Source organism: Bacillus pacificus (genome assembly GCF_020861345.1).
Lineage (GTDB): Bacteria > Bacillota > Bacilli > Bacillales > Bacillaceae_G > Bacillus_A > Bacillus_A pacificus.
On record NZ_CP086328.1, the window covers coordinates 3,118,057 to 3,144,213 of the forward strand.

The window sequence follows — 26,157 nt, forward strand, 5'->3', positions numbered from 1 at the left end:
TGCCTCCCTACTTTTTGTCTATATGCTATAAATATGATGCTATAACATTTGCTATTCTTGCTAAAAACCAATCCCATTTACTAATTTTCTCAAAATCTTCTTCCGAAAATCTTTTTGATTTATGGAAGTCTTCTTTTAGTCGATCCCATACGTCAGCAACAACTGTTTTATCATATACGACACAATTAGATTCACAATTTAAATAAAAACTTCTATTATCAAAATTCGCTGTACCTATATCAACAATTTCTCCATCAATGATTGTTACTTTCCCGTGAAAAAAACCATTCCGATATTGATAAATCTCCGCTCCAGCATGGTTCATCTCTCTCAAATACGGGTAGGCAGCTTGTTTTAACAATACTGCATCACTTTTAAATGGTACGAGAATTTTCACATTGACACCGCGGTTTAATGCACCTTTTAACTCTTTCATCATTTCTTTACTTGGTACAAAATATGGTGTAGCAATAATTAAAGACTTTTTAGCCTGCTTTAAAAGCGCTCCATATTTTTCCCATAACCCTTTTCCATCTGAAAATAAATATTGATATTTTACATTCCCAATTGCAGGTAGACTTTCATGTACAGGCATTTTTTCTCCTGTATCTTCTTTCCAGTCAGCAGCAAATTGTCTTTCCATATCCGTGGCACCATTCCCAATGACTCGCACATGATAATCACGCCACGGGCCAAATTTCAGATCTTGTCCAAGGTATTCCTTTCCGATGTTAAAGCCGCCGATATATGATACTTTTCCGTCTATCGTAACAATTCGTCTATGGTTTCGCTGATGCAACGAATAGAATAAATGTTTCAATTTAGGTTTTTTACTAAACGTAAACTGGACACCGTTGCTTTGTAGTTGACGAATTGTCTTTTTCTTCAGCTTATATCCACCTATTCGATCGACTGACAATTGCACTTCTACTCCGCTAGATGCCTTTTTCTCGAGCAACTGTAAAAACTCTTTGCTTATTTCATCTTTACCTACAATATAAAAATGGATATATATGTACTTCTCCGCCTTACGTATATCCTCAAATAAATTCGTATATAACTCTTCACCGTTCGTATACAGTTGAAATTCACCTAATCGAACTTGTCCTACTTCATATTCACTAGCCATTTTTTTCCCCATTTCCACATCGATGTTCATCCAAATGAATACACCTATTACACAAAGGATTACAACGAAAAAGTGTTTCATGGATATTTTCCTTTCTCCACTTACTGTTATTTCTATATCTTCCCTTTTTTAATACAATATCATTCAAGAAAATATGTCATTGCATGATATATGTCCATATCAAACGATAGCTCATTTGCATATTGTATGTTGTATCTTAAAATAAAAGGAGGAAATAACAATGGGCTTCGCACATGGTAATGGATTCGCGCTATTAGTCGTATTATTTATCCTCTTAATCATCGTCGGTGCTGCTTGCTTCTGCTAAGTAGTTACAGTCATATGATATGTGGATGAAAAAACTATAAAAGCGGACACCTATTGTTAGGTGTCCGCTTTTCATATGAAAAACATTTCAGTCCGTTATAATACCTTTAACGACTTAATATTCAACTTAAAAAGTTAGTAATGTGGCTACTTTCTTACTCTCCGCCTTACGTATATGACGTTGTTCTGCACGCAATACAGCAATGCGATGTAATTCTTTCTCTTCTTCTGTTTCAGGAATTACTCGAGGAACTGGAACTGGATTGTTCTCCTTACTAAGTGCAACGAAAGTAACAAATGACGTTGCTGCGATGCGCTTCTCACCTGAAATTAAATCTTCTGCTACTACCTTCACAAATACTTCCATAGACGTTCTACCCGTCCAAATTACAAAGGATTCATAACTCACACAATCGGTAGAACGAACAGGATGTAAAAAATCTACCCAATCCATAGATGCTGTGACGCATTCTTTTCTTGCATGCCTCGTCGCTGAAATAGAAGCAACCATATCCATCTCGGCTAATATCTTTCCACCAAATAACGTATTATGATCATTTAAATCTGTTGGAAATACTCGGCTCGTTTTGAACACCCTTGATTCATTGGCTGTTTTCCCCTTTACTTCTGTCATTGTTATCACCCCTTTAATGATGTATCCCTAATATCTCAATAATCACTATACTAAATGAACTACACGTTTAATATTAACAACATTCAGAACTCTTAGTCCATAAAAAAGAACCGATGTTATCAATCGGCTCCTCTAAATACATATTGCTCTTTCGGTTGTTCAACTTTATTCCATTTCGTTACTTCTAAAACAGGAATATTCGCATGGAATGGCTGATAAAATTCCGTTGATATTTCTCCTTCAACTTGAATCCAATCATCATTGGTCCATTCTACCCCTTCTGGCTTTTTCACTAACATACCATATACACCAGAATCCGCTACACAATGTATAATACCGAAACGGAATAAGAAATATTGTTCTTTTTTAGAAGAATCATCTTTGAAAACAAACCCTTTAAAAGATAATTTCTTCCCAGTAAACTCGCCAGGATAATTATAAATTGTTTCCATCCCTTTTAAGAAATCTTCATCTTTTAAAGCAATACTATCTTTCGTAACAAACTCTTTCTTTCCTTTTTCCATTACACCACGGTATCCTTCTTTTCCGTAATATATACTCGTGTCAGGCCTTAAAAATTGCCTTCTCATAAATGGATCTGTACTTTCCGCTTGCGCAACAGGAAAATGAAATCCTTTCGCCTTAACAATATCTGAATCTAACGTTGCAATCGGGAAAAACAAACCTGAGACAATTGGAAAACAAAACAATGTGTACGAAAATGCTTTTTTCCACCATGTGTTTTCATCTTTTGAATGGTCATGTCCGCAATGGCTATGATCACAACCACAATTATGCTGTTCTCTTTCTTTTTGATGTTCTTTTTGGAAAACGATTATAATTTGAACAACAGTTAAAAAACCTAATATAATAGCTGCTGTTTTTGATAAGTAGGCATACTTCATATTAATATACTTCGTAATATTACCTGAAATATGAAGCTGCGCGATTAAGATTGTAAAACCTAATAATATATATGCTCGAAACATAACCTACCACCCCATCGCATAAATGAGTAGTGAGCTTGCATAAACAACAAGTGTAACTGTAACTGTAACGACAATTACAAATTTTGTTTTAAATGTCGCAAGCATCATAAACATATTTTTAATATCCACCATCGGTCCATATACAAGGAACGCGACAAGTGACGCTGTTGAAAATGTACTTTGGAATGACGAAGCAATAAATGCATCTGCTTCTGAACAAAGTGATAAAATGTAAGCAAGTCCCATCATAACAGCTGGTGAAGAAAACGGACCTTGTCCTATAGCAAGAAGTGTTGAAGTTTGTACGAACGTTTGAACTGCTGCTGCAATTAACGCACCTAATACTAAATATTTCCCCATCGAGAAAAATTCCTCAACAGCATGCGTACATACATCCCACATTTTTTTACGTAATGGACGCTTATGATTCACTTCTGGGAAGTGATCATCTCGTAATTGATGTTCTTTAAACATAAATGATAATATAATTCCAACGATAATTGCTACGATAATCGCTACAATAGAACGATACCATACCATGTGCATACTACTTCCAAAGGCAACGTATGTTGCAAATAATACGACTGGATTAATGATTGGTCCAGTTAACATAAATGCAATCCCGGCATATGGCGGAACCCCTTTTCCAATTAATCGCCTTACAATCGGAACGATTCCACATTCACAGCCTGGAAACATCATCCCTAAAAAAGTAGCCATTAAAACAGACAGAAATCGGTTTTTCGGCATCCATTTTGCTACCATATCTTCTGTAACAAACATTTGAATGAATCCTGAAATAAATACACCAATGAGCACAAAAGGAAGTGCTTCGATCAATATGGAGATAAAGATTGTATTCATTTGCAGGAATGCTTTCGGTAATTGAAACAATTCCATGATGTATTTCCTCCAACTTTTCATTAACAATATGTAATTTTAACCCTATTTCATTAATTGAACAAGACTTATACGAAATTCCCCTCTATCATATACATTACATTTCATAAGCTATATTCTATTCAAAACTTTCGATTTCATAGCAAAAAAGCTGCTCTAGCGCAGTTATATAACTATGCTAGAGCAGCTTTCTTATCGTTAAAAGTAACGTTTCTTCCAAAAAACAAATGCTAATGTGAAAGATAGTGTTACACATATTATAAGTACAATTACAAAACCGTGCGCTTCCCCTTCAAACGGAACTTTTACGTTCATTCCAAAGAAACTAGAAACCATCGTTGGTAACGATAAAATGATTGTAATAGACGTTAACAGTTTCATAACACTATTTAAGTTATTTGATATAACGGAACTAAAAGTATTCATCATTCCACTTAAAATGTGACTATATATTTCCGCCATTTCAATAGCCTGTTTATTTTCAATTAATACATCTTCTAATAAATCTTGATCGTCTTCATACATTTTTAAAAATGTACTGTTACGCATTAACTTTTGAATTACGATTTTATTCGCCTTTAATGATGTGGTAAAGTAAACTAAACTTTTTTCAAGACCTAGCAATGTGAAAATCTCTTTATTTTTCATCGACTGATTTAATTGATGCTCTAAATCAATTGTTTTTCTGTTAATTTGCTTTAAGTATCTTAAATAATAAGTAGAAATCGTATATAAGAGCTGAAGTGCAAATCGTGTCTTTTTAAACGTATAAAATTCTTTAATACGTTGATTAATAAAACGTTCAAATATTGGGTTTTCCTCTAAACAAATTGTCACAAAACAATCTGGCATAACAATCATACCTATTGGAATCGTGTCATAAATCGAATTTCCTTCTTCATCATGTCTAACTGTTGGAATATCCACGATTATTAAAGTATTACTGTCTTCCTTTTCAATACGAGAACGTTCTTCGTCATCTAAAGGGTCTTTAATGAAATCTAAGTCTACATTTAAAGTTTGTACTAGATATTGAATTTCTTCTTCCGTTGGATGAAGTACATTAATCCAGCAACCCTTTTGCATTTCCTCAATCTCTTGTAGTTTTCCGTTTCGGTCTGTTAAATAAATATTTAACATACTATCACCCCGATTCTTTTTACATGTAGGAATCTACCTCTCTTACATAACAGTTTTTGAACCGCCATTCTCAGCATATGAAACATACGTTTAAATTTCAATAGAAAAATTATTTTGAAAACGTTTTTACAAGAAAAATATTTTAAACAAAGAAAAAGACAGAGCGCTCTCTGCCTTAAAAAGCTTATGTTGCCTTTATAACATATTTAGAAAGCATCCACAAGTTAAAGCCAACTGAAATCGTGTAACCAGCGTATGTTGAAATAATAAAACTTACATAATCGAAATACGGAAGCAATACAATATTTAAAACTATCTTTACAATAATGCCAATCACTAACCCTAGCACCGTTTTCTGTTGCTGATTGATTCCTTGGAGCATCGCAGCTGTTACTGTAAAAAGCGAAAATAGTATACAGGCAGGAGCGTAATACTGTAAAATAATACTTCCCATCTCTGGATCATTTCCGGCGCCGAATAAAAGAGTATATACCGGTTTTGCTAACATCATCATTCCAATCGCCGCTGGTACCGTAATACCTACTACTAATAGATTCGTCCTCGTAAAATGTTTGTACAGCAACTTCACATTTCCTGCTGTATAAGCTTTTGTCATCTCAGGTACGAGTGACATACTAAAAGCAGTCGCAACGGAAACTGGGATAAGTACAACCATCTGAACAAGTCCAATTATTGCATTAATCTTCTCTGCTTCTCCTTGCATATATCCCATTTGTATAAGCAATTTATTAATTGTAAATGTGTCAATCGTCTGATACAACGGAATTGCTAAACCAACCACAACAAATGGTATTGAATATGTAAAAAGCTCCTTATAGAGTGAGAAAAAAGATTTCGTTGTTTGTGGTATACTTGCCATTTCTTTTTTCTTTAAGTGCTTTCTCCTCCTTATGTAATACGCACTTAAAACAGTTAGTCCACCTATCGCTCCCATAAAAGCACCGAATGTTGAAATACCAACAGCTAGTGAGATAGAAGCTTTTAAAATATATATAACGACAAAGCTTCCTATCAAGATGGTTAATACCCGAAAAAATTGCTCTACAACTACACTTAGAGCAGAAGGCCCCATCGATTGGAACCCTTGAAAAAAGCCCCTTAATAAACTCATGACTGGTACAAGTATTAACGCAAAACTTACAATTTGAATATTAGTAGTGACCGCCGCTATACTATTCCCGGTTTGATCATTTCCATCGATTACAAGTTTAGCCAAATGCGGAGCTAGCATATACAACGTAAAACACGAAATAATTCCCATTATAAACATAAAAACAATTCCACTTTTCAGCACTCTCTTAACCGTATGATAATCATTTAGTTGATCATATTTTGATACCATCTTTGAAACTGCAAGTGGTAGTCCCATCGTCGCAATGCTGAGCATAATTGTATATGGACGATAAGCATACGTGTATAAAACATACCCACTCGTACCGACCATAGCTGTAAATGGTATAACATATATAAACCCTAACATTTTAGATATCATCGTTGCCATTGTTAAAAATATCGTTCCACGTATAAACGGTGACCCTTTCATCACATTCCCCCGCTACACTTTATTATTACACATTATGGACAACTCTTTTTTTTTAGAACCGAAACAAGTAAAAAAAGCCAATGAAAAATCATTGACTTTAACGCGCTGCTTTTTTCTTTTTGAAATACTTTAAACCGAAGTATAGAGCAATAAAGAGAATCGCTCCTATAATTATGTAATGTGTGTAATCAGATGCATATTCTTTAATATGTCGCCAATTTCCACCAAGCTTTTCACCTAAATATATAAATAGTATTGACCACGGAATAATCGCAACTACTGTATACAGTGTGAATAGTTTTAATGGCATCTTAGCTAATCCTGCTGGAATAGAAATTGCATGACGTACGACTGGGATAAAACGTGCCGAAAAGATTACTCCTGCTCCGTAACGCTTAAACCAATTTTCTGCTATGTCTAAATGGTGTTTATTAATAAGCAGATATTTCCCATATTTCTCTACAACTGGACGTCCTCCGTAGTATCCAAGCCAGTATAAAAAAATCTGTGCTAGCGTACCACCGATCGTTCCTGCAATAACAGCACCAACAAAACTAATTTTCTCCTCTGCCACTAAAAAACCGGCATATGAAAGTACAATTTCACTTGGGATAATTTCAATCATTAAACCGAGCGCTACCCCAAAATAACCTAAGCTTGCAAAGAACTGCAATAACTGTTCTATTATATTTGCTAACATTTTATTTTCTATCTCCTTTTTTCTTCACATACCATCCCATTATTACATAAAGGTTGCATTCTGCCAATATCTTCATTCCAACATTATTATCGGCATAAGCATTATTAATCTATTACTATTTCTTTCTGAGGTTCTTTTATGTAGGCAAACATTTGTTTAATTTGCTCTTCTGTATTTCTAGCAATCGATAAATTAGGCAGTTCATCCTCACCAAAAAACTCCACATCATCTGTTTCAATACTAGTTTTCTTTTCACCACCAATAATTTTACAGCCAATAAAAATTTTATATACATGCGTTGCTGAAGGCGATGGTTGATGTTTTTCTTTATCAAATATAGCGAGTAGCTTAAAATGATCTACTTCAAACCCTGTCTCCTCTAAAACCTCTTTTGCTGCTACTTCTGTCGGCGTATAACCGATATCAGCCCATCCACCTGGCAATGCCCATTTCCCATCACTTTTTTCTTTCACAAATAATAACTTTTCATTTTGAAAAACGACTGCTCTTATATCAACTTTAGGTGTTTGATAGCCTGTCTCGCTTGCAAATAACTCCTCTACAACTTCCCAATCTGTCTTAGTGTAATGTGACATCATCGAAATGGAAATATCCCGTAATTGTTGGAAACGTTCTATATCATACACATCCTTAGAATACGTTAAACCCGCTTGAGCTATAGATTGTATTTGTTTTGCCCACTCAATCCATTTTACCGTCATGTTTCCACATCCCCATTCTTTATTAAGTACATATTACGTCAATTCTACCAATACATCTTTATTATACAAAAAAAGAGATTGATAATGTTCCAATCTCTTTCAAAATTAATCCAATTCATGTAAATGATCTTGTATATACTTTCTTCTTTTATTTATATATTCCTCAATCATATCAGCTTCTTGATCAAATGTTTCTAATTTTTCTTTCATATATGGATCTTGTAGTAAATAAGGACGGATCGATTCACACAAACTTTCTACTTTCGGCATCATAAATGAAACGGTAAATTGTTCTGCTAATATTTCTTCTAAAATACTTCGGTATTGTTTTCTAAATATAGGTATATCTAACAATCTTGCACTTAATGTGTTATAACCTTGAATACGAATATACTCATGATTAAGTGGTCTCCCTTGTACATCTCGCCCCCAAGTCGCATCATAATCCCACGGTATCACTTCAAATAAGTTCGTTTCATCGTTATGATATAGTGCATAGTTATGAACAAAACCATCAAAGTTTTGCGTAAAAATGACGCCAGCTAACCACCTTAAATATTTGTCTACATGCAAAAACTTTCCAATTTCTTTTTCATAAGCTTCCCTTGACAAAGCGTTCGCTTGAAATACAAATTCACTCAGCTGTTCTTCACTATTTTCATTCGAATATTTAAATTCATAACCTGCAAAAAGCTCGGTCTTAACATCTTTATCTCTCTCACTCATTAAAGAAAAATTTGCATCATCATCTATCGCATAATAAATAGAACCACTCGGTAATCCTCTATTTTTCAAAAAGTTTTCATCAACTGATTCTAACTGTAAATATACACCTTGAATTTGACCATTAATTTTTATAAACACATGTTGTGATTTCGGTGAAAGTACACCAATATCATGAAAAAAGTCTAAAGATAATTTATTTCGTATGAGAGACGGATCCATAAACTCAGAATTTAAATGAAACTCTTTCGCACCTTGAAATTTTTTCGGCTTGTAAAACATAACATGATAAGATTTCTTCTCAAATTCACGAATATGAGCACCCCGGTATACGATATCAATGTCATACTTCTTTTTTCCATAAGTTAATTTTGCTGGCACTGGACTGTCTGACCAAATGTCTTTTTTCAATTCCACTAGGTTCATTGGATGAATAAAAAAATCATATGAAGGTAGCATATTTTCACATCCCTTCTCAGTTCTCTTCATTCAATGTATGCACTTTGCCTTGTCCATACATCCGCTATCAACCATTTATATAAAATTACACTCTTGTCCTGTTCAGAAAGATACCTATATACATATCCTGTTAATGAAAAAGAATACCTTTTCACCTGAATACATGATAAGGAGGATTTCTATGAAACGTGATATTAGAAAAGCTGTTGAGGAAATCAAAAGTGCGGGGATGGAAGATTTCTTACATCAAGATCCAAGTACGTTTGATTGTGATGATGATTGCACTACAAAAATAGACTGTAGCGAAGATTGTAACTGCCCTACAACAAAATGCACTCGCGTGAAACATTGTACGTTCGTTACAAAATGTACGCATGTAAAAAAATGGACATTTGTTACGAAATGTACACGTGTTCGCGTTCAAAAATGGACGTTCGTTACGAAAGTAACACGTAGAAAAGAATGTGTGTTAGTTACAAAACGCACTCGTAGAAAACATTGTACGTTCGTTACAAAATGTGTACGCTTTGAAAAGAAATTTTACTGGACAAAACGATGTTACTGTAAAAAATGCGAATTCTTCCCTAATGGACACGGTGGCTCTTGCGACGATTCGTGTGATGATGGAAAGAAATGGAATGATTGCAAAGGTTGCGGACATAAATTCCCATCTTGCAAAAACAAGAAATTCGATCACTTCTGGTACAAAAAACGCAATTGCTAGTTTTTCATACAAAAAAGGCCGTTTTCACGGCCTTTTTTGTATGCTTACTGAAAATGACTTATATCTGCAAATTGCTTCACTTCACCTTTATCTTCTTCAAATTCTATAATACTCAAACTAGCACTATGCATAAATGGATCATCCCACACATTTTCTATTTCAATACCTGCAAAATGTCCTACAAGTAGCTTTGCCGCTGCCGCATGAGAAACAATTAATATATTTTCTCCTTTATGCTTTTCTAATAGAATCTGCATCCCCTCAATTACCCTTTTATGAACAGCCTCAAAATTTTCTCCTGATGTTGACTGAAAAAGATGTGGTTCATACCAAAATAACTGTATGTCGTCTGGGTATTGCCTTTCTATATCATCAATGGTCTGTCCTTCCCATATACCCATGCTAATTTCATAGAAATGCTCATCCGCGATTATTGGTATATCACGTTCTCCCTTTATTAACTCTGCAGTATGAAGGGTTCTTTCACTCGGACTACTATAGATCGCATGAATAGATAAATCTTTCATTCGCTCTCCTAATTGCTTAGCTTGCAGTATACCGTTTTCAGTTAAAGCAGAATTTTTCCGTCCTTGCATTCGCTTCGCTACATTCCATTCCGTTTCACCATGCCTTGTTACATATACCGTTGTCTTCACTTCAATTCCCCCTTACCATGTTGGCCGCAATTCCCAAGGTTCTACTCGTCCTACAATCCATTCATTACATTTACTTTCAATTCCTTTTATTACCCCATCCGATATTTCTTCATGAGTAAGCCATCTTGCGTATGTATCTTCTAATATAAAACCTAAAATTATTCTATGATAGCTACATCGCGTACCGCCTATTTTTTGTGAGGCTATTCTCGACGCTTTACTGCCTAAAATATGAAAAACTTCGTATGTTTCAGACGACAAGTCTAATTCTCTACAAATAAGTGATAACGCATCCTTTGCACTTGAGTGTATCCATGCGACAACTAATGTTATTGGGCCATTCCGCTCAATTGTGTTTTTAATAGCTACCTTTACATCGTCATCATTATGATACTCTAACGGAAGGCATGTAATATTTTCTGGTATAGCACTCTCTCGTTTAACATTTTCTAATTTCACTTCATCTCTTCCAATAATAGAAACATGAAACTCTTGCTCACAAAGCCACATAGACACCCTCTTTAGCATTCCTGTTCCGCCAATTACTAGCGCATGCAACTTCTTTTCCTCCTTAGTAAAATGTCATATGAGGTTTATCTTCCCTATAATAATTAAGTCTGTCTTGCAATGTCCCTGAATGAAATTCAAACTTATGCCCGTCTGGGTCAACAAAATAGATAGATTCACAATCCCTTACATCACGTTCTCTTCCTTTTAAAATATGAACATCATTTTCTTCTAATCGCTGCAGTAGACTTTCAAAGTCTTTCTGTTCAACAGAAAACGCAATATGTGTATAAGATTGATAAATCTCATTTCTCGGAATATGTATTTCTTCATTAAGTGCTACCCATACTCCACATATATTAAAATATGCAAGTTTTCTTCCTCTAACTAATAATTCTCCTTCCAATACTTTTTCGTAAAATTCAATAGAATCTTCTAGATTAGATACTGAAAAACAAAGATGATTGATTCCGTTTAACAACTATAATTCCTCCTATACAAATAAAAGATGAGCGAAAATTCACTCATCTTTTATTATACTATTTTTTTGTAATATATGCCCACTTATAACTGAAGTCCCCACCAAACGTATGATTCGCAATACCTTTTACGTACGGTTTCTCTAAATATGCTGTACTTTGTTGATACGTAGGAGAAATGGCAGCATCTTGACCAATTAAGATTTTTTCCGCTTCTGCAAGTGCATTCCAGCGTGCTTTATCATCTTTTAATAGTTCTCCTTTTGATTTCGCTACTAACTCATCATACTTCGGATTAGAATAATCCATTTCGTTAAATGAGCTTCCAGTAACAAACATATCAATATAAGTCATTGGATCTGGATAATCTGGACTCCATGCAGATAAAGAGAATTCATATTCAAATTTCTTTTCTAAATCTAACTTCTGTTTATATGGCTGTTGTTTTAAATTCACTTTAATACCAGGTAAGTTTTTCTCTAACTCTTCTTTAATAAAGTCTCCTACTTTTTTACGACTACCGTTATCATCATTTAGTAATTCGACTGTAATTGTATCTTGGCCAAGTTCTTTCTTTGCTTCTTCCCATAATTTTTTTGCTTTTGCTGTATTATCTTTACTGTCACGGAAATTTTTATTTACAGTACGGAAATCTTTCCCATCTGGTCCTGTCGTAAATTTTTCAGGTACTAAGAAATACGCTGGCAATGATCCGTCATTTAAAATAACATTTGCAATTCCTTTTTTATCATATGCTAGGTCAATCGCTTCACGAACTTTTTGATTTTTAAACGTTGCATTTTTTTGGTTAAATCGTAAGAAATACATACGTGGATCTAACTTCGTTTTAAATTCATCTGGCTTATTCTTTTTATATTTATCAACAAATTCAGAAGTTAAAATAACACGGTCCGCTTGATCACTATCATATAAATTTACTCCTGTGCTTGTTTCCTTCACAATATTCACATTAATTTCTTCTAACTTCACAGTATCTTTATCCCAATAATTAGGGTTTTTCTTTAACTGATAACTTCTTTCATGTTTCCATTCACTCATCGTAAACGGTCCATTATATAATAATTTATCTGCTTCTAATCCGTATTTATCTCCTTGTTCTTTCACATATTTTTCATTTAAAGGGAAGAATGTTGGGAATGAAGTAAGCTCAAGGAAATATGGTGCTGGTTGTTCTAATTCTACTACTAACGTTTTATCATCCTTCGCTTTCACTCCTAATTGATCTAACGGTAACTCTCCTTTATTTACTTTCTGTGCATTTTTCACATCAAATAAAATAAATGCATACTCAGCTGCCGTTGCTTTATCTAATGTACGTTGCCATGCATATACAAAATCTTGTGCTCGAACTGGATCACCATTTGACCATTTCGCATCACGTAATTCAAATGTATATGTCTTTTTATCTTCACTAATTTTCACGTCTTTTGCCATACCTGGAGTTGGTTTATTATCCTTATCTAAACGATATAAACCTTCCATTGCATTTACAAAGGCACGGAATGATACAGAGTCTGTTGATTTTGACGTATCCATTGAAGGAATTTCAGCTGTTTCTAGTAAGTTTAATACTTGTTTATCTGCTGCCCCCTTACCTGTTTCTTTCTTCGTTGTAGATGCCTTCTCCCCATTTCCGCAACCTGCAACTAATACACTAGTCGATAATGCAACTGCAGCAATCGTTGTTGCCTTTCTCTTCATTGTTCCTTCCCCCAATCTATATGTATAAAGTGAAACTTTAATCAGTGGGGGGTATTCATCCCCACTGATTATTAGTTGAACCAATCGGGCTTTTATGGGCAGTTGCCCCCCACCTAACTTCTTTGCTTTGACTGAATTTTGAGGTGGGGGTCTTACTGCCCATTAAAGCGGGATAAATGAAAGCCAGTATAATACATATTATTATACAAAAGATTCAGATTATTTCAAATATTATTTTCGTATATATAAAAAAAGAAGCGGATAGAGAGCTCTTCTATCCACTTCTTTTTCTATTGCTTTTACTTGTAATCCATCCTCTATGTCAAATGGATTTTGAACTTTAAATATTTCGTCCATTATCTTTAAAAATTCTTCCTCATTTTTAGATTCGCCATTAATCATAAGTGAGTATGGCTCAACCTCACCTAATTTATAATCAACAACAAATTGGATCGTAACCTTTTTCTTCGACATATCCGGACTATCCCCTTGGAACTCTACCAATTCTAATCCTTCAGTGCCACGATAATATGCCCAACCCGGATTTCTAAAATAATTTTCAAACGATTCACCAATTGAAAGGAATGGATATTCATATAGCGAGCTTGTACGAACTTTTTGAATAATATCTCGATCAGTCGGGAAAAAGAAATGGCTGATAAAAATACTAGCAACCGCTAAAATCGTAACAATTGTTGCTCCCATTTTACTCGTTCCACCACTATCACGAATGAGGTACTTTTCAACCGATCCATCTTGAATTTCTCTTGCTTTTATTCGATATATACGCCTTTCTGCAAATTGATAATATAATCCATTCGCAAAAATCGCCATTCCAAATAAAATAAAAACGAGTAATAGAAACGTAAGAGGCACCATATTAATGATCGGCAATGCTACGTTGAAGCCCATATAATAAGAAAACGCATCACACGCTAATAATAACACTACAAATAAAGCTGCAGGTAAATAATACTTACGATATCCGAGCCAACCTACATTGAAAATAGCTGCCCAACCATTCCAGCTCCACCTAGCAATCCGCTTTTCCTCAAGCTCCCATTTCCTTTTGTAATACGGATATTGTCTCCCTACATATACTTCTAATTCCTTGTCTATTAGCGAGCTTCCTTCACTCTGTTCAGTATGCAAATTCCGCTGGCAACTTTCACAATTTAACTGATTTCCCTCGCAAAGTTGCCCACAATTTATACATTTCAAAACAATCCCTCTTCCCATCCATACGTCATTTCAAAATACCTTCGTGTTTTAATAACCACTCTTTCCTCCATAAACCACCCGCATACCCAACAAGTTTTCCGCTCTTCCCTATTACACGATGACACGGAACGATTATTGAAATGGGATTACGACTATTTGCTCCTCCTATTGCTCGTACAGCTTTCGTATTTCCGACCTTCTCGGCAATATCTAAATATGAAGCACTTACGCCATAAGGAATAGTATAGAGCGCATCCCATACGTTTTTTTGAAATGATGTTCCCTCAGCAGACAACGGGACTGTGAACTCTTTTCTATTCCCCTTAAAATATTCATCTAGCTCATTTATACATTGATCTATCATTTCATTTATATGTTCTTCTTGTCTCTCATCAACAAATATAACAGACGTAATTCCTTTATCGTTCGCTGTAATTTCTAGCAAGCCTAATTCACTTTCATAATAAGCTTGGTACATATGTCATCCTCCAATTCAATTCATATTCATTATTGTAACACGAATAGACAAAATTTTTCGTATAAGCGTTTTATTCGAGAAACAAAAATGAGAATGATACAATGTAAGAAATTTCAATCTAGGAGGCTATTGGATGAATTACAAACTTTTTTCACCTTATACAATTAAAGATGTTACATTAAAAAACCGGATTGTTATGTCACCTATGTGCATGTATTCATCGGAAAACGGGGATGGCCAAGTAACGAATTTCCATCTCATTCATTATGGAACAAGAGCTGCCGGTCAAGTTGGTTTAGTTATGATTGAAGCAACAGCCGTGTTACCTGAAGGTCGAATTTCAAATAAAGACTTAGGCATTTGGGATGACAGTTTAATTGAAGGCTTACATAAAACGACAAGTTTTATACACGATAATGGTGCAAAAGCTGCCATCCAACTCGCTCACGCTGGAAGAAAAGCAGAATTAGAAACAGATGCGTTAGCTCCTTCAGCCATTCCATTTAATGAAACAATGAAAATGCCAATAGAGATGAGCAAACACCAAATTAAAGATACTGTATTAGCTTTTCAGCAAGCTGCAGTACGATCCAAACAAGCTGGATTTGACGTTATTGAAATACACGGTGCTCACGGTTATCTTATTAATGAATTTCTTTCTCCACTTACCAATAAGCGGACTGATGAATATGGTGGTTCACCTGAAAACCGCTATCGTTTCTTACGCGAAATCATTGACTCCATAAATAAAGTTTGGAACGGACCGTTATTTGTCCGTATTTCAGCAAATGATTATCATCCTGACGGGTTAACAGTTCAAGATTATGTTCAGTATACGAAATGGATGAAAGAACAAGGAGTAGATTTAATCGATTGTAGCTCTGGGGCTGTTGTACCTGCACGCATCGATGTTTATCCTGGGTATCAAGTACAATATGCTAAACATATTAAAGAACATGCTAACATTGCAACTGGTGCAGTTGGATTGATTACGACTGGGGCACAAGCAGAGCAAATTTTAAATAATAACGAAGCAGATTTAATTTTTATCGGACGTGAGTTACTTCGCAATCCTTACTTCCCACGAATAGCCGCCAATGAACTTGGCTTTGAGTTAGAAGAACCGTATCAATACGAGCGAGCGCCTGGGAAAATCAGTACCAATAAATAAAACCGAGAAGCTTTTCTTCTCGGTTTTATTTATTCTATCGTTGTAATTTCATTCGAATTATAAATGTGGATACCTGATTCTTCTCGCAATGCAGTTATATACATCCCTTTTGCCACATCTTTAGCTGAAATTGGTTTATACTTTTTGAAGGCTCCTTTAAATATAAAAGGAATCATACGAGATAATTTTTCCGCCATTCGTTCACCAAAGCGAAATTCTTGTCGATTTCCTACTAATAAAGATGGCCTAAAAATGTGAATACCACCGATTACTAACTTTTGCAATTCCTCTTCCATTCTTCCTTTCACTTGTGAATAAAAGAAAAACGATTTAGGATTCGCTCCCATTGAGGACACAACAAGGAAATTTTGCACCCCTTGTTTTTCAGCTAAACAAGCCGCTCGTAACGTATATTCATAATCTACCTTTTTGAAATTAGCTTTCGTTTTTGCTTTTTTGATTGTTGTTCCTAGACAACTAAATACGTCATCTACAGCAAAGAACTCTTTATATTCCTCTAATGCCAAATAATCTACTTGCTTTTGCTGTAACTTTTCATGTTGCCATTGCATTGGTTCTCTTACAAAAATAGTAACCGAATCGTAGTAATCTGATTCAAGTAATAGACGCGTTATCTCTTGCCCAACTAAACCACTTGCACCAAGTACTAACGCTGTTCGCTTATTCATATATGCATATACCTCTTATTTTACTTTTCTCTCCTTTAGTAACATACAACTTTTAGGAGTTTCCTTCTCTCATTTTACCACAAGTAAAGCACTATGCGTACGCATAGTGCTTTACTCACTCTTTTTTCTCATCTTTCTCTCGTAATTTTGTTACGGTTGATGCATCTCCTAAATTACTTATTAATCTTCTTAAAAAAATTAAGACTACGGCTAATGGTAGTACTACCGCTAATATCAATAAAATAGCTTCCATTAAGTAACCCAAATACTCATCCCCCTCTACACCCTCCTTTCATATATATGAACACTGCGTTGTCACATATGCATGTATTTGCAAAAATAACACATCTATATTTGACAACTTTATAACAAAATCAAATCGGAATGATTATTATTTATTGCAACTTTATAAAAGATGTATTATACTAAGTTCGCAAACTAAAACGTAATTATTCCGTTTTGTATTAAAATGATATTTTTCTTCTATAATTGGGGAAAATATATCCGTAAAAAAAGAAAAGAGGAGAACTTCATGCCTAAAAGATTGACTATACTTTCATTCTTACTTATTTTCACTTTAATTTTTACTGGCTGCTCAAATACAAAAGAAGGTAATGCCAAGAAAGACAGAAAGCTAACTGTTTATACAACTATTTTTCCTCTTGCAGATTTTGCAAAAAAAATTGGTGGTGACTATGTAACTGTTGAAGCAATTTACCCACCTGGTGCAGATTCTCATACATTTGAACCAAGTCAGAAACAAACAGTACAAGTTGCAAAAGCCGATTTATTCGTTTATAACGGCGCTGAATTAGAACCATTTGCTGAAAAAATGGAAAAAACATTACAAAAAGAAAACGTTAAAATTGTAAATGCATCAAAAGGTATTGAACTGCGTACTTCTACTGAAGAAGAGCATCATGATCACGGAGACGGCCATAAAGAGGATGAACATCATCACGATAAAGACCCACACATTTGGTTAGACCCTACTCTAGCAATGAAACAGGCAGAAAAAATTAAAAATGCACTTGTAGCATTACAACCTGACCATAAACAAGAGTTCGAAAAAAACTTCGCAGCACTTCAAACAAAATTTACTGATTTAGATGATCAGTTTAAAGCAGCAGTTGCGAATGCAAAAACGAAAGATATTTTAGTTTCTCATGCGGCTTATGGATACTGGGAACAACGCTATGGCCTGAAACAAATTGCTATCGCCGGTATTTCAGCTTCTGATGAACCATCTCAAAAACAACTTGCTGACATTACAAAAACAGTAAAAGAACATAATCTAAAATATATTTTATTTGAAACATTTTCTACTCCAAAAGTAGCATCCGTTATTCAAAAAGAAACAGGTACAAAGATTTTACGCTTAAATCACTTAGCTACTATTTCTGAAGACGATGCGAAAAATAATAAAGATTACTTCACTTTAATGGAAGAAAACGTAAACACATTGAAAGAAGCTACTAACTAACCAACTTTTGATAAGAAGCTGAATACGACATTCAGCTTCTTTTTTATGTGTTTCTGCTTGACTTGACCAAAATAACAAGTAAAATTATCCATATTAGCTTTCAAGCTATATCATTTTAGAAGGTGAGTTGGAATTATGACTCTTCACATTTGTGAAGTAACAGAAAAAAATTGGCGTTCGGTAGCTGCTTTAAACGTCGCAAAAGACCAGCAGCAATTTATTGAAAGCAATGCGTTTTCTTTAGCAGAATCATTATATGAGGGAAACGGAACGTCAGTAGGTTTATATGATGGAGAAACACTTGTAGGATATGCAATGTATGGATGGTATTGTGAAAAACGTAAAAGCGTATGGTTAGATCGCTTTATGATTGACCAACAATATCAAGGAAAAGGATACGCAAAACGTTTCCTTCGCTTGCTCATTCAATTCTTACAAAATAAATTTGAATGTAAAACAATTTATTTAAGTTTACATCCAGATAACAAACTTGCAATGGGATTATATGAATCATTTGGATTCCGTTTAAATGGCGATATTGATGATGAAGGCCCTGTTGTCGGTGTTGTAATGGAGTTACTTTTAGATGAACATACAAGCCTGTGAAAACAGGCTTTTTTATTATCCTTCATTTTTTGCAATCTAGCATTTTTCTACAAAGTGCTTAGTTAATCCAAAAAATAAGCCTGCAATATGCGCAGACTTATTTCACACACTCCTCGAAATGTGCTTGGAACCATTCTTTATTAATATCTTTTCCGATGAAAACAACTTCACTTACTCGATCTTCGCCCTCTTGCCACTCTCTATCATACGAAGCAGCAAATAACGTATGTACACCTTGGAAAACGATACGTTTATCCACTCCATCAATCGATAAAATTCCTTTGTAGCGATATAAGTATTCTCCTAGTTCTTGAACGACAGCTGACATCCACTCATTTAGTTTTTGTAAATCTAACGGACGCTCTTCGCGTAGTACAAACGATTTTACACCTTCTAAATGATTATGCTCTGTATGAGGATAAATTTGTAACGTATCTTTCGTTTTAAACGTTTGAATTTGTAGTAACGATGGAATATCCACATCACAATTAGTCGACTGAATTAACTTTGCAGTCGGGTTTATTCCTTGAAGTTCATGGAAGAGATTTTCTTTTTCACTCTCTTCAATTAAATCTAACTTATTCACTAATACAACATCAGCAAATGCGATTTGTTCTTTTGCTTCTAGCCCTTTTTCAAAATGTTTATGTATATGATAACTATCTACTACTGTTACAACACCGTTAATTTGGTATGCAGATTGAATAACAGGATCTAAAAAGAATGTTTGAATAATAGGACCTGGATTTGCAAGACCAGTCGTTTCAATTACTAATCCATCAAAGTCCATTTTCCCTTCTGCTTTTACGTCCAGTAATTGTTTTAACGCAACGAGTAAATCCTCACGTACAGTACAGCACAAACAGCCGTTTGTCATTTCCATAATTTCTTCTTCAACATTCATAATCAACTGATTATCAATACCAATTTGCCCGATTTCATTTACGATCACCGCTAATTTCTGACCGTGATTCTCTGATAAAATACGATTTAATAATGTCGTTTTCCCTGATCCAAGAAAACCAGTTAATATTGTTACTGGAATCATGCCTTACATCTCCTTATAGCTATATGTTTCTACATTATAGCATATAGAAAAAATCGTTTTTATAGCAAAACATATTTATTGTTTGTACGCCCCTCAAACTATATAATAATATGTAGTAAGAAAGCCTTTTCAAAATAATAATCATTCATCAAGGGGGTACTTATAATGGAACGAGTTCAAATGGCCGAAACGCTAGAATTTTCTCGTATTATTCAAGGGTTTTGGCGTTTAGCAGAATGGAATATGACGAAACAAGAGTTACTTTCTTTCATTGAAGATTGTATGGATATGGGAATTACTACTTTTGATCACGCTGATATTTATGGCGGTTATACGTGTGAAGGACTGTTCGGAGAGGCATTACAACTAAAGCCTTCCTTACGCGAAAACATGCAAATCATCACAAAATGTGGAATCGCTCCCCCATCACCGAAATTTCCAGAGCGTTATGTTGCTCACTACAACACTAGTGCAGAACATATTATTCAAAGCGCAGAAGCTTCACTTAAAAATTTACATACAGATTATATTGACGTATTACTTATCCATCGTCCTGATCCTTTCATGGATCCAAATGAGGTGGCAGAAGCGTTCTCTCGCTTAAGACAAGAAGGAAAAGTTCGTCATTTTGGTGTATCTAACTTTTTACCTTCCCAATTCAATATGTTAAGTTCATACTTAGATTTCCCGCTTATTACGAACCAAATTGAAGTATCAGCTCTGCAACTTGAGCATTTTGAAAAAGGAACACTTGATTTATGTCAGGAAAAACGAATCAATCCAATGATTTGGTCACCTCTTGCTGGCGGAGAAATCTTTACTGGTCAATCAGAACGCGCTGTACGTGTACGTGAAACTGTGCAAAAAGTTGCTACTGAGCTAGGTGTTTCTAGTATCGATACGGTTATGTATGCTTGGTTACTTGCACATCCAGCTAAAATGTTGCCAATCATCGGCTCTGGTAAATTAGATCGTGTTAAAACAGCCGCTCTTGCTACAAAAGTTAACTTAGACCGTCAACAATGGTTTACAATTTTCGAAAGCTCTAACGGACATCCTGTACCATAATGCACAAAAAGAAGAGCCGTTTCTCTACAGCTCTTCTTTTTCATATGTATTTCTAGTCATCGCAAATACACACATATCCCTTAATCCATTTCCATCTACTGCAACACTCGCACTTTCTAACGTACCTTCTAATTTAAAGCCCAATTTTTCAGGGATCGCTCTACTCTTCTTATTTAAAGCATCACAACGAATTTCTACGCGGTTTGCTTTCAGTTCAGAAAAAGCATAATCTTTTATCCCCTTTGCAGCCTCGACCATATAACCCTTTCCACTAAACCTCGAATCAATCCAATACCCGATTTCAAATTGTGGTATATCCCAATTAATGCGATGCAATCCGCTAGATGCGATAAACTCGCCTGTTTCTTTCGAAAATACTAGTAACCTTAAATCCTCACGCTGTAAAAATTGAATATGTGACTTTCTAATGCTCACTTCTACTTCTTCCTCTGTTTGCTCTTTTTGTGCAAAAACCATCCATGGTTTTAATTCTTTCATAGAAGCTTGAATGGCATCGTATACAGCTTTACCATCACCCGGTTTCGGCATTCGAATCAATAGCCTTTCAGTATAAAATTCAGAAGGAAAATCGAATAATAACGGATTCACTTTCAACACTCCCTATAATTCTTTTATATATAATAATATCCATCTCAAACTATACAGTAAAGAAATTTCTGAATTTTATACATTTAATTCATTTACATCTACCGCAACACGAACGCCAGATTCAATTGCCCCTTGTATCCATCCGTGATATAACGTTGTATGGTCTCCAGCAAAGAATATTCTTCCCTCTGGTTTGACAATCGCTGGTTGCAACTCTGATTCTTGACCTGCCTGAAATAGAGCAAACCCTCCAAGTGCATATGGATCCAACGTCCAACTTTTTGATATACCAGATAAGAATTCATCATATACTTGACCACCTAATATCGTTGCTAAGTTTTGTAATGTGTAATAAATACGATCTCCCTTTGATAAACCATCCCATAACAACGCATCATATGACCACGTATAGCTTCCTAGCATCATAGCTGGTCCCTTCTCTCCAATTCCATAGCTTGGATAATAAGCGTAACGAATTGGCAAATCTGTTATAATTCTGCCACCTAACTGTCCTTGTTCTTCCCAAAATCGACTTTTAAATTGAATTCCTATTTTTGTCGCTGGCATATAATGCAATTCACGAATTGCTTTCCATTTCTCATGAGATATAGAATCAAATGGATCTACTTCTACAAACCGCATTGTCGAAAACGGAATGGTAACAATAACTAAGTCCCCTGTAATACTACTATATTCAAACGTTTCTTCGTTTCGATAGAAAGCTGTCACACCATTATCATGCTGATGTAGCTTCATTAATTTTTGATTATATATAATATCTTCCTCTAATTGTGGTAAAAAAGATTTTGGCAATCTATCATTCCCGCCTATTATTTCACAAAATCCGCTCTCCTCTTGCATAATGTATAAAAAACGTAATGTCTCAACGAATGACCTTTCTAAAAAACCTTCTAAATCCAACAAAACGCCAATCATCTCAATTGTTACTGGTGAAAAGTAAGTATTATATTGATAAGGGTGATATTTTAAAAATTGCCCTGTAGAGTATCTCCCGAAATCCTTTACTACAACATCCCAATTTTTCTCTGGGTTCTTTTTAATAAAATTTATAATAGGCTGCACCGCTAACAATAATAGCTCCTCAGACGTTTTCCCAACTTCATTCATTTCCACAGGATACTTTAATATATTTGGATCTTTTTCATATTGTTTTAATGTCGTTTTTCGGCCGTTTACGTAAATAATATCAGTCTCATTCCTATTAATAAAAGGGCTTACCTGTAGCCCAAATTTTCTTATATATGCCATCGTTAATGTATGCGAATACGGAATTCTCATCGCCCCTACATCCAAATATAAACCGGTATCTTCCATTCTAACTGTCTCTATGCGGCCACCTACCCGGTTGTTTGCCTCAAAAATCTTCACTTCATGTCCCGCAGCTTTTAATAAAGATGCCGAAACTAATCCAGCCATGCCGGCCCCTACTACAATAATTTGCTTCGGGCTCGTCGTCTTCTTTAATCCTTTATCTATAATTTTTAACGTTTCATCCATCTCCGTGTTATACATTATATCTTTCTGCACAATTCCACCCCTTACTTCATCAAATGGGCATTAGTCGTTTAGTGCATTTTATTCATAAATTTCTATAAACATAACAACAGAGCAAGTTGAATATTCACTAAAAATACATAAGAGATCGCTCTCACATCTCTTCACGCTTCGTATAATATAGCAACAGCAAATAAGGAGTGGTTGAAAATGAAACCAACTTACGACTACAATGCTACAAAGAAGTATTTAGAAGAAAAGAAACAACAGCTATGCAACAAACTTAGTAATATGCATCTATCTAAAAAAGAACGTGAACAACTAAAACTTGAGATTGATAACTACGAATATATTCTAAATGTAGTCGAAATGAATCATTATGAACGAGGATTTTCACGTTAAAAGTGGATATGTAATTTATCCACTTTTTATTTTGAGCATTTCATTACGCATTTTTCGTAAGTAAATATATAATAGGATGTACATTAAGATTGAGAGGTATATTCTATGATCAAATTAAGTGTATTAGACCAATCCCCTATTTCAGATGGTAGTACGGCAGCCCAAGCTTTTTCACATACAGTTACGCTTGCGCAAGAAGTTGAAAAACTCGGCTATACACGCTTTTGGGTATCAGAACATCATAATTCTGTAAGCCTTGCTGGCTCAAGTCCAGAAATACTTATTTCTCATATTGCAGCGAAAACAGAGCGGATGAGAGTCGGTTCGGGTGGTGTCATGTTGCCACACTATAGTCCGTATAAAGTTGCTGAGAATTTCCGTGTTTTAGAAGCGCTTTATCCAAATCGTATTGACCTTGGTGTCGGCAGAGCACCTGGTGGTATGCCCATTGCAACTCGCGCACTTCAAGAAGGAAAAATGGTCTCACTTGATCAATATCCAGAGCAAATTGCAGATGTTGCAATGTACTTACATGATCAAGTACCAGAAAACCATCATTATGCAAATTTAAAGGCTACTCCTGTAATTCCCACATCTCCTGACATGTGGTTGCTTGGCTCTAGCGGAGAGAGTGCAAAGATTGCCGCACAACAAGGTGCTTCTTTTGCATTCGCACAGTTCATAAACGGATACGGTGGACCCGAGGTAATGGAGGCCTATCAAAAACAATTCCAACCTTCCTATTTAGGAGATAAACCAAAATCAATCGTCGCTATTTTTGTTATTTGCGGTGAAACAACTGAAGAGGCGGAAAAAATTGCTTCTAGTTTAGATTTATCAATCTTATTACTAGAACAAGGAAAGCGTACAACTGGTACACCTTCTATTGAAACTGCACAAAATTATTCATACAGCGCCTATGATTTATTCCGTATAAAAGAGAATCGTCAACGTATGATCGTCGGTGATCCCTCTTCTGTGAAAGAACAAATCGTAAACTTAAGCAAAGCGTACAATACTGATGAATTTATGATTGTCACAATTACTCATCGATTTGAAGATAAATTAAATTCTTATCGCTTACTAGCGAATGCTTTTCATTTATAAGGATAAAAGGGAGATACATCCATTATGATGCATCTCCCTTTCTTACTACTTATTACTTTTGTCTTCTATATATTTAATAGCTTCTTTTAATAGTTCATCACACAAAAAAAGACAACAATATATTTATTGTTGTTCTCAATACATCTACCCACTCTTTTGTTTTTTTCTATCTGGTTTACTTGAAACTAAATAATGTTTTTCTGAAATATATAAGTCTCTTTTTAATATACGATCTAAGTAAGGTCCTAGTTTCATTCCGCATATGAGGCGATCTTCACTACCTTCTACAATTGGAAACATTTCTTTTTCTGTTACATACTGATCTACTGCCTTTTGTACGATATCAATTTCTTTCACTAAGTTTAAGTTTTCTTCTGTATGTTCAAATACCTCAAGCGTTTCCTTCGTAATAAGAAAATGGTTTGTTGGAAATGCAGGTAAATACGGCTTTAACAAATCATAATTCACTGTATAATCATCATTTACTAATACTGTATAAACGATATTAGCATTCTTTTCTAAAAACTTGGCCATCGCTTGTTCCAATTCATCTTTCGTAATTTCACGCTCTTCTTTTCCAGTTTTGAAAAAGCGAAACATCGCATCGCCTCCTTTTTACTATATTATAGCATAAAAGAAAACTGAAAAATCACAAAAAAGTCATTGAAAGAATTTTTCAATGACTTTTTTCTTTATATTCTTATATTTATCCCACTTTAATGGGCAGTAAGCCCCCCACTGATTAAAGTTTCACTTTATTTTAAGAACGCACTTAGCATCCATACATGTTGTTCTAATGTTGTATGAATTGCTAACAACATGTCCGCTGATGTTTCATCGCCAGCTTCACCAGCAACTTCCATGCCTTCTTTTAATTCTTGAATCAATGCAGAGTAATCATTCACTAATGTTTGCACCATTTCTTCTGCAGATTCCTTGCTTGTCCCTTCATTCACACTAGATGTTGCCAAATATTCTTTCATTGTCGCTAACGGCTTACCTTCCAATGCTAAAATACGTTCTGCTAATTCATCAATATACGTTCCAGCTTCATTGTAAAACTCTTCAAATTTCTCATGTAATGTAAAGAAGTGTGGTCCTGTCACATACCAATGATAATTATGTAGTTTCACATATAACACATTCCAGTTTGCTACCTGCTTGTTTAATACTTCAACAACATTTGTTTTCGTACTCATACAATCCACTCCTCTTATCATTTCATAATGTTTGTCTTTTAAGAACCTAGTTACATATTACCATACTTTTCCTATCCTTTCGAACGATTGGCTCATATGTAACAAAGTTTTAACACCTTTAATACTTCCCTAATATCTTTTCATTCATGTATGTTTTCTAACAGTTCATACGTCTAATTGTCCAAG

General features: G+C 34.9%; 30 protein-coding genes. 8 read left to right on the forward strand and 22 right to left on the reverse strand.

The annotated features are described in order from the left end of the window. Nucleotides 1–25: 25 nt before the first annotated feature. A complete protein-coding gene (gene cls / locus LMD38_RS16340; RefSeq protein WP_062822318.1) occupies nt 26–1,210 on the reverse strand; it encodes a cardiolipin synthase in 1,185 nt (394 codons plus the stop codon). Between the two features lie 160 nt (nt 1,211–1,370). On the opposite strand from cls, the gene LMD38_RS16345 reads away from it, so the two are divergent. After that, a complete protein-coding gene (locus tag LMD38_RS16345) occupies nt 1,371–1,457 on the forward strand; it encodes a YjcZ family sporulation protein (RefSeq protein WP_000505094.1) in 87 nt (28 codons plus the stop codon). A gap of 126 nt (nt 1,458–1,583) precedes the next feature. Here the strand turns inward: LMD38_RS16345 and LMD38_RS16350 are convergent, their stop codons facing one another. The 8 genes from LMD38_RS16350 to cotH all read right to left on the reverse strand — a co-directional run bounded on the left by LMD38_RS16350 (nt 1,584) and on the right by cotH (nt 9,287). Then, nucleotides 1,584–2,090 carry an acyl-CoA thioesterase gene (locus tag LMD38_RS16350; protein WP_000141171.1) on the reverse strand — a complete coding sequence of 169 codons (507 nt, stop codon included), beginning with the start codon at nt 2,088–2,090 and terminating at the stop codon, nt 1,584–1,586. Between the two features lie 119 nt (nt 2,091–2,209). Next, nucleotides 2,210–3,079 carry a TIGR03943 family putative permease subunit gene (locus LMD38_RS16355; protein ID WP_016717276.1) on the reverse strand — a complete coding sequence of 290 codons (870 nt, stop codon included), beginning with the start codon at nt 3,077–3,079 and terminating at the stop codon, nt 2,210–2,212. Between the two features lie 3 nt (nt 3,080–3,082). Further along, a complete protein-coding gene (locus tag LMD38_RS16360) occupies nt 3,083–3,979 on the reverse strand; it encodes a permease (protein WP_000418724.1) in 897 nt (298 codons plus the stop codon). 198 nt (nt 3,980–4,177) lie between these two features. Next, nucleotides 4,178–5,119: a magnesium transporter CorA family protein gene (locus tag LMD38_RS16365; protein ID WP_000932390.1), complete on the reverse strand. Its 942-nt coding sequence runs from the start codon at nt 5,117–5,119 to the stop codon at nt 4,178–4,180. A gap of 184 nt (nt 5,120–5,303) precedes the next feature. Next, entirely contained in the window at nt 5,304–6,683 is a 1,380-nt protein-coding gene (locus LMD38_RS16370) for a putative polysaccharide biosynthesis protein (protein WP_011040245.1), read from the reverse strand. Nucleotides 6,684–6,780: 97 nt separating this feature from the next. Further along, on the reverse strand, nt 6,781–7,383 hold the full coding sequence (locus LMD38_RS16375) for an undecaprenyl phosphate transporter UptA (protein WP_049113522.1): 603 nt from the start codon (nt 7,381–7,383) through the stop codon (nt 6,781–6,783). Between the two features lie 104 nt (nt 7,384–7,487). Next, nucleotides 7,488–8,105 carry an NUDIX hydrolase N-terminal domain-containing protein gene (locus LMD38_RS16380; RefSeq protein WP_062821915.1) on the reverse strand — a complete coding sequence of 206 codons (618 nt, stop codon included), beginning with the start codon at nt 8,103–8,105 and terminating at the stop codon, nt 7,488–7,490. 105 nt (nt 8,106–8,210) lie between these two features. Then, nucleotides 8,211–9,287: a spore coat protein CotH gene (gene cotH / locus LMD38_RS16385; RefSeq protein WP_000937980.1), complete on the reverse strand. Its 1,077-nt coding sequence runs from the start codon at nt 9,285–9,287 to the stop codon at nt 8,211–8,213. 181 nt (nt 9,288–9,468) lie between these two features. Between cotH and exsB the strand changes: the two genes are divergently transcribed. Then, the gene (gene exsB / locus LMD38_RS16390) at nt 9,469–10,011 is read left to right on the forward strand and encodes an exosporium protein ExsB (protein ID WP_227585347.1); all 543 of its coding nucleotides are present in this window, start codon (nt 9,469–9,471) and stop codon (nt 10,009–10,011) included. A 44-nt stretch (nt 10,012–10,055) separates the two neighbouring features. Here exsB and LMD38_RS16395 read toward each other — a convergent pair whose 3' ends face one another. From LMD38_RS16395 to LMD38_RS16420, 6 genes are all read right to left on the reverse strand, one after another. Next, nucleotides 10,056–10,667, reverse strand: a complete 612-nt coding sequence (locus tag LMD38_RS16395; RefSeq protein ID WP_016717273.1) for a phosphoserine phosphatase 1 — start codon at nt 10,665–10,667, stop codon at nt 10,056–10,058. A 12-nt stretch (nt 10,668–10,679) separates the two neighbouring features. After that, entirely contained in the window at nt 10,680–11,225 is a 546-nt protein-coding gene (locus tag LMD38_RS16400) for a short-chain dehydrogenase (RefSeq protein WP_016717272.1), read from the reverse strand. 13 nt (nt 11,226–11,238) lie between these two features. Further along, the gene (fosB, locus tag LMD38_RS16405; RefSeq protein WP_000931692.1) at nt 11,239–11,655 is read right to left on the reverse strand and encodes a FosBx1 family fosfomycin resistance bacillithiol transferase; all 417 of its coding nucleotides are present in this window, start codon (nt 11,653–11,655) and stop codon (nt 11,239–11,241) included. Between the two features lie 58 nt (nt 11,656–11,713). Beyond that, nucleotides 11,714–13,375 (reverse strand): peptide ABC transporter substrate-binding protein, encoded by a 1,662-nt coding sequence (locus LMD38_RS16410; RefSeq protein WP_062821917.1) that lies wholly within the window; start codon nt 13,373–13,375, stop codon nt 11,714–11,716. A 231-nt stretch (nt 13,376–13,606) separates the two neighbouring features. Further along, nucleotides 13,607–14,596: a DUF2628 domain-containing protein gene (locus LMD38_RS16415; protein ID WP_153019378.1), complete on the reverse strand. Its 990-nt coding sequence runs from the start codon at nt 14,594–14,596 to the stop codon at nt 13,607–13,609. Nucleotides 14,597–14,621: 25 nt separating this feature from the next. Next, nucleotides 14,622–15,074 carry a methylated-DNA--[protein]-cysteine S-methyltransferase gene (locus tag LMD38_RS16420; protein ID WP_062821919.1) on the reverse strand — a complete coding sequence of 151 codons (453 nt, stop codon included), beginning with the start codon at nt 15,072–15,074 and terminating at the stop codon, nt 14,622–14,624. A 133-nt stretch (nt 15,075–15,207) separates the two neighbouring features. Here LMD38_RS16420 and namA point away from each other — a divergent pair, with 133 nt between their 5' ends. Then, nucleotides 15,208–16,245, forward strand: a complete 1,038-nt coding sequence (gene namA / locus LMD38_RS16425; RefSeq protein WP_062821920.1) for an NADPH dehydrogenase NamA — start codon at nt 15,208–15,210, stop codon at nt 16,243–16,245. Nucleotides 16,246–16,274: 29 nt separating this feature from the next. Here namA and LMD38_RS16430 read toward each other — a convergent pair whose 3' ends face one another. Both LMD38_RS16430 and LMD38_RS16435 read right to left on the reverse strand, forming a co-directional pair. Then, a complete protein-coding gene (locus LMD38_RS16430) occupies nt 16,275–16,934 on the reverse strand; it encodes an oxidoreductase (RefSeq protein ID WP_001042754.1) in 660 nt (219 codons plus the stop codon). Between the two features lie 115 nt (nt 16,935–17,049). Beyond that, nucleotides 17,050–17,199 carry a hypothetical protein gene (locus tag LMD38_RS16435; protein WP_000540927.1) on the reverse strand — a complete coding sequence of 50 codons (150 nt, stop codon included), beginning with the start codon at nt 17,197–17,199 and terminating at the stop codon, nt 17,050–17,052. Nucleotides 17,200–17,466: 267 nt separating this feature from the next. Here LMD38_RS16435 and LMD38_RS16440 point away from each other — a divergent pair, with 267 nt between their 5' ends. Together LMD38_RS16440 and LMD38_RS16445 are read left to right on the forward strand one after the other, a co-directional pair. Continuing rightward, nucleotides 17,467–18,417, forward strand: a complete 951-nt coding sequence (locus LMD38_RS16440; protein ID WP_228919814.1) for a metal ABC transporter substrate-binding protein — start codon at nt 17,467–17,469, stop codon at nt 18,415–18,417. Between the two features lie 135 nt (nt 18,418–18,552). Further along, nucleotides 18,553–19,023, forward strand: coding sequence for a GNAT family N-acetyltransferase (locus LMD38_RS16445; RefSeq protein ID WP_000172424.1), 471 nt, complete (start codon nt 18,553–18,555; stop codon nt 19,021–19,023). A 97-nt stretch (nt 19,024–19,120) separates the two neighbouring features. On the opposite strand, the gene LMD38_RS16450 is transcribed toward LMD38_RS16445, so the two are convergent. Then, on the reverse strand, nt 19,121–20,071 hold the full coding sequence (locus LMD38_RS16450) for a CobW family GTP-binding protein (RefSeq protein ID WP_061182989.1): 951 nt from the start codon (nt 20,069–20,071) through the stop codon (nt 19,121–19,123). 165 nt (nt 20,072–20,236) lie between these two features. Here LMD38_RS16450 and LMD38_RS16455 point away from each other — a divergent pair, with 165 nt between their 5' ends. Continuing rightward, entirely contained in the window at nt 20,237–21,139 is a 903-nt protein-coding gene (locus tag LMD38_RS16455; protein ID WP_061182990.1) for an aldo/keto reductase, read from the forward strand. 24 nt (nt 21,140–21,163) lie between these two features. Here the strand turns inward: LMD38_RS16455 and LMD38_RS16460 are convergent, their stop codons facing one another. Both LMD38_RS16460 and LMD38_RS16465 read right to left on the reverse strand, forming a co-directional pair. After that, nucleotides 21,164–21,748, reverse strand: coding sequence for a GNAT family N-acetyltransferase (locus LMD38_RS16460; RefSeq protein WP_001068760.1), 585 nt, complete (start codon nt 21,746–21,748; stop codon nt 21,164–21,166). A gap of 75 nt (nt 21,749–21,823) precedes the next feature. After that, nucleotides 21,824–23,296 (reverse strand): flavin monoamine oxidase family protein, encoded by a 1,473-nt coding sequence (locus LMD38_RS16465; RefSeq protein ID WP_062821921.1) that lies wholly within the window; start codon nt 23,294–23,296, stop codon nt 21,824–21,826. Between the two features lie 177 nt (nt 23,297–23,473). Here LMD38_RS16465 and LMD38_RS16470 point away from each other — a divergent pair, with 177 nt between their 5' ends. Together LMD38_RS16470 and LMD38_RS16475 are read left to right on the forward strand one after the other, a co-directional pair. Further along, nucleotides 23,474–23,665, forward strand: a complete 192-nt coding sequence (locus LMD38_RS16470; protein ID WP_000805517.1) for a DUF3896 domain-containing protein — start codon at nt 23,474–23,476, stop codon at nt 23,663–23,665. A 105-nt stretch (nt 23,666–23,770) separates the two neighbouring features. Next, nucleotides 23,771–24,772 (forward strand): LLM class flavin-dependent oxidoreductase, encoded by a 1,002-nt coding sequence (locus tag LMD38_RS16475; protein ID WP_000594053.1) that lies wholly within the window; start codon nt 23,771–23,773, stop codon nt 24,770–24,772. Between the two features lie 144 nt (nt 24,773–24,916). Here the strand turns inward: LMD38_RS16475 and LMD38_RS16480 are convergent, their stop codons facing one another. Next, nucleotides 24,917–25,372 carry a DUF3939 domain-containing protein gene (locus LMD38_RS16480; RefSeq protein ID WP_000488187.1) on the reverse strand — a complete coding sequence of 152 codons (456 nt, stop codon included), beginning with the start codon at nt 25,370–25,372 and terminating at the stop codon, nt 24,917–24,919. Nucleotides 25,373–25,527: 155 nt separating this feature from the next. Beyond that, complete coding sequence (locus LMD38_RS16485) at nt 25,528–25,971, reverse strand: Dps family protein (protein WP_000105198.1); 444 nt, start codon at nt 25,969–25,971, stop codon at nt 25,528–25,530. Nucleotides 25,972–26,157: the final 186 nt, after the last annotated feature.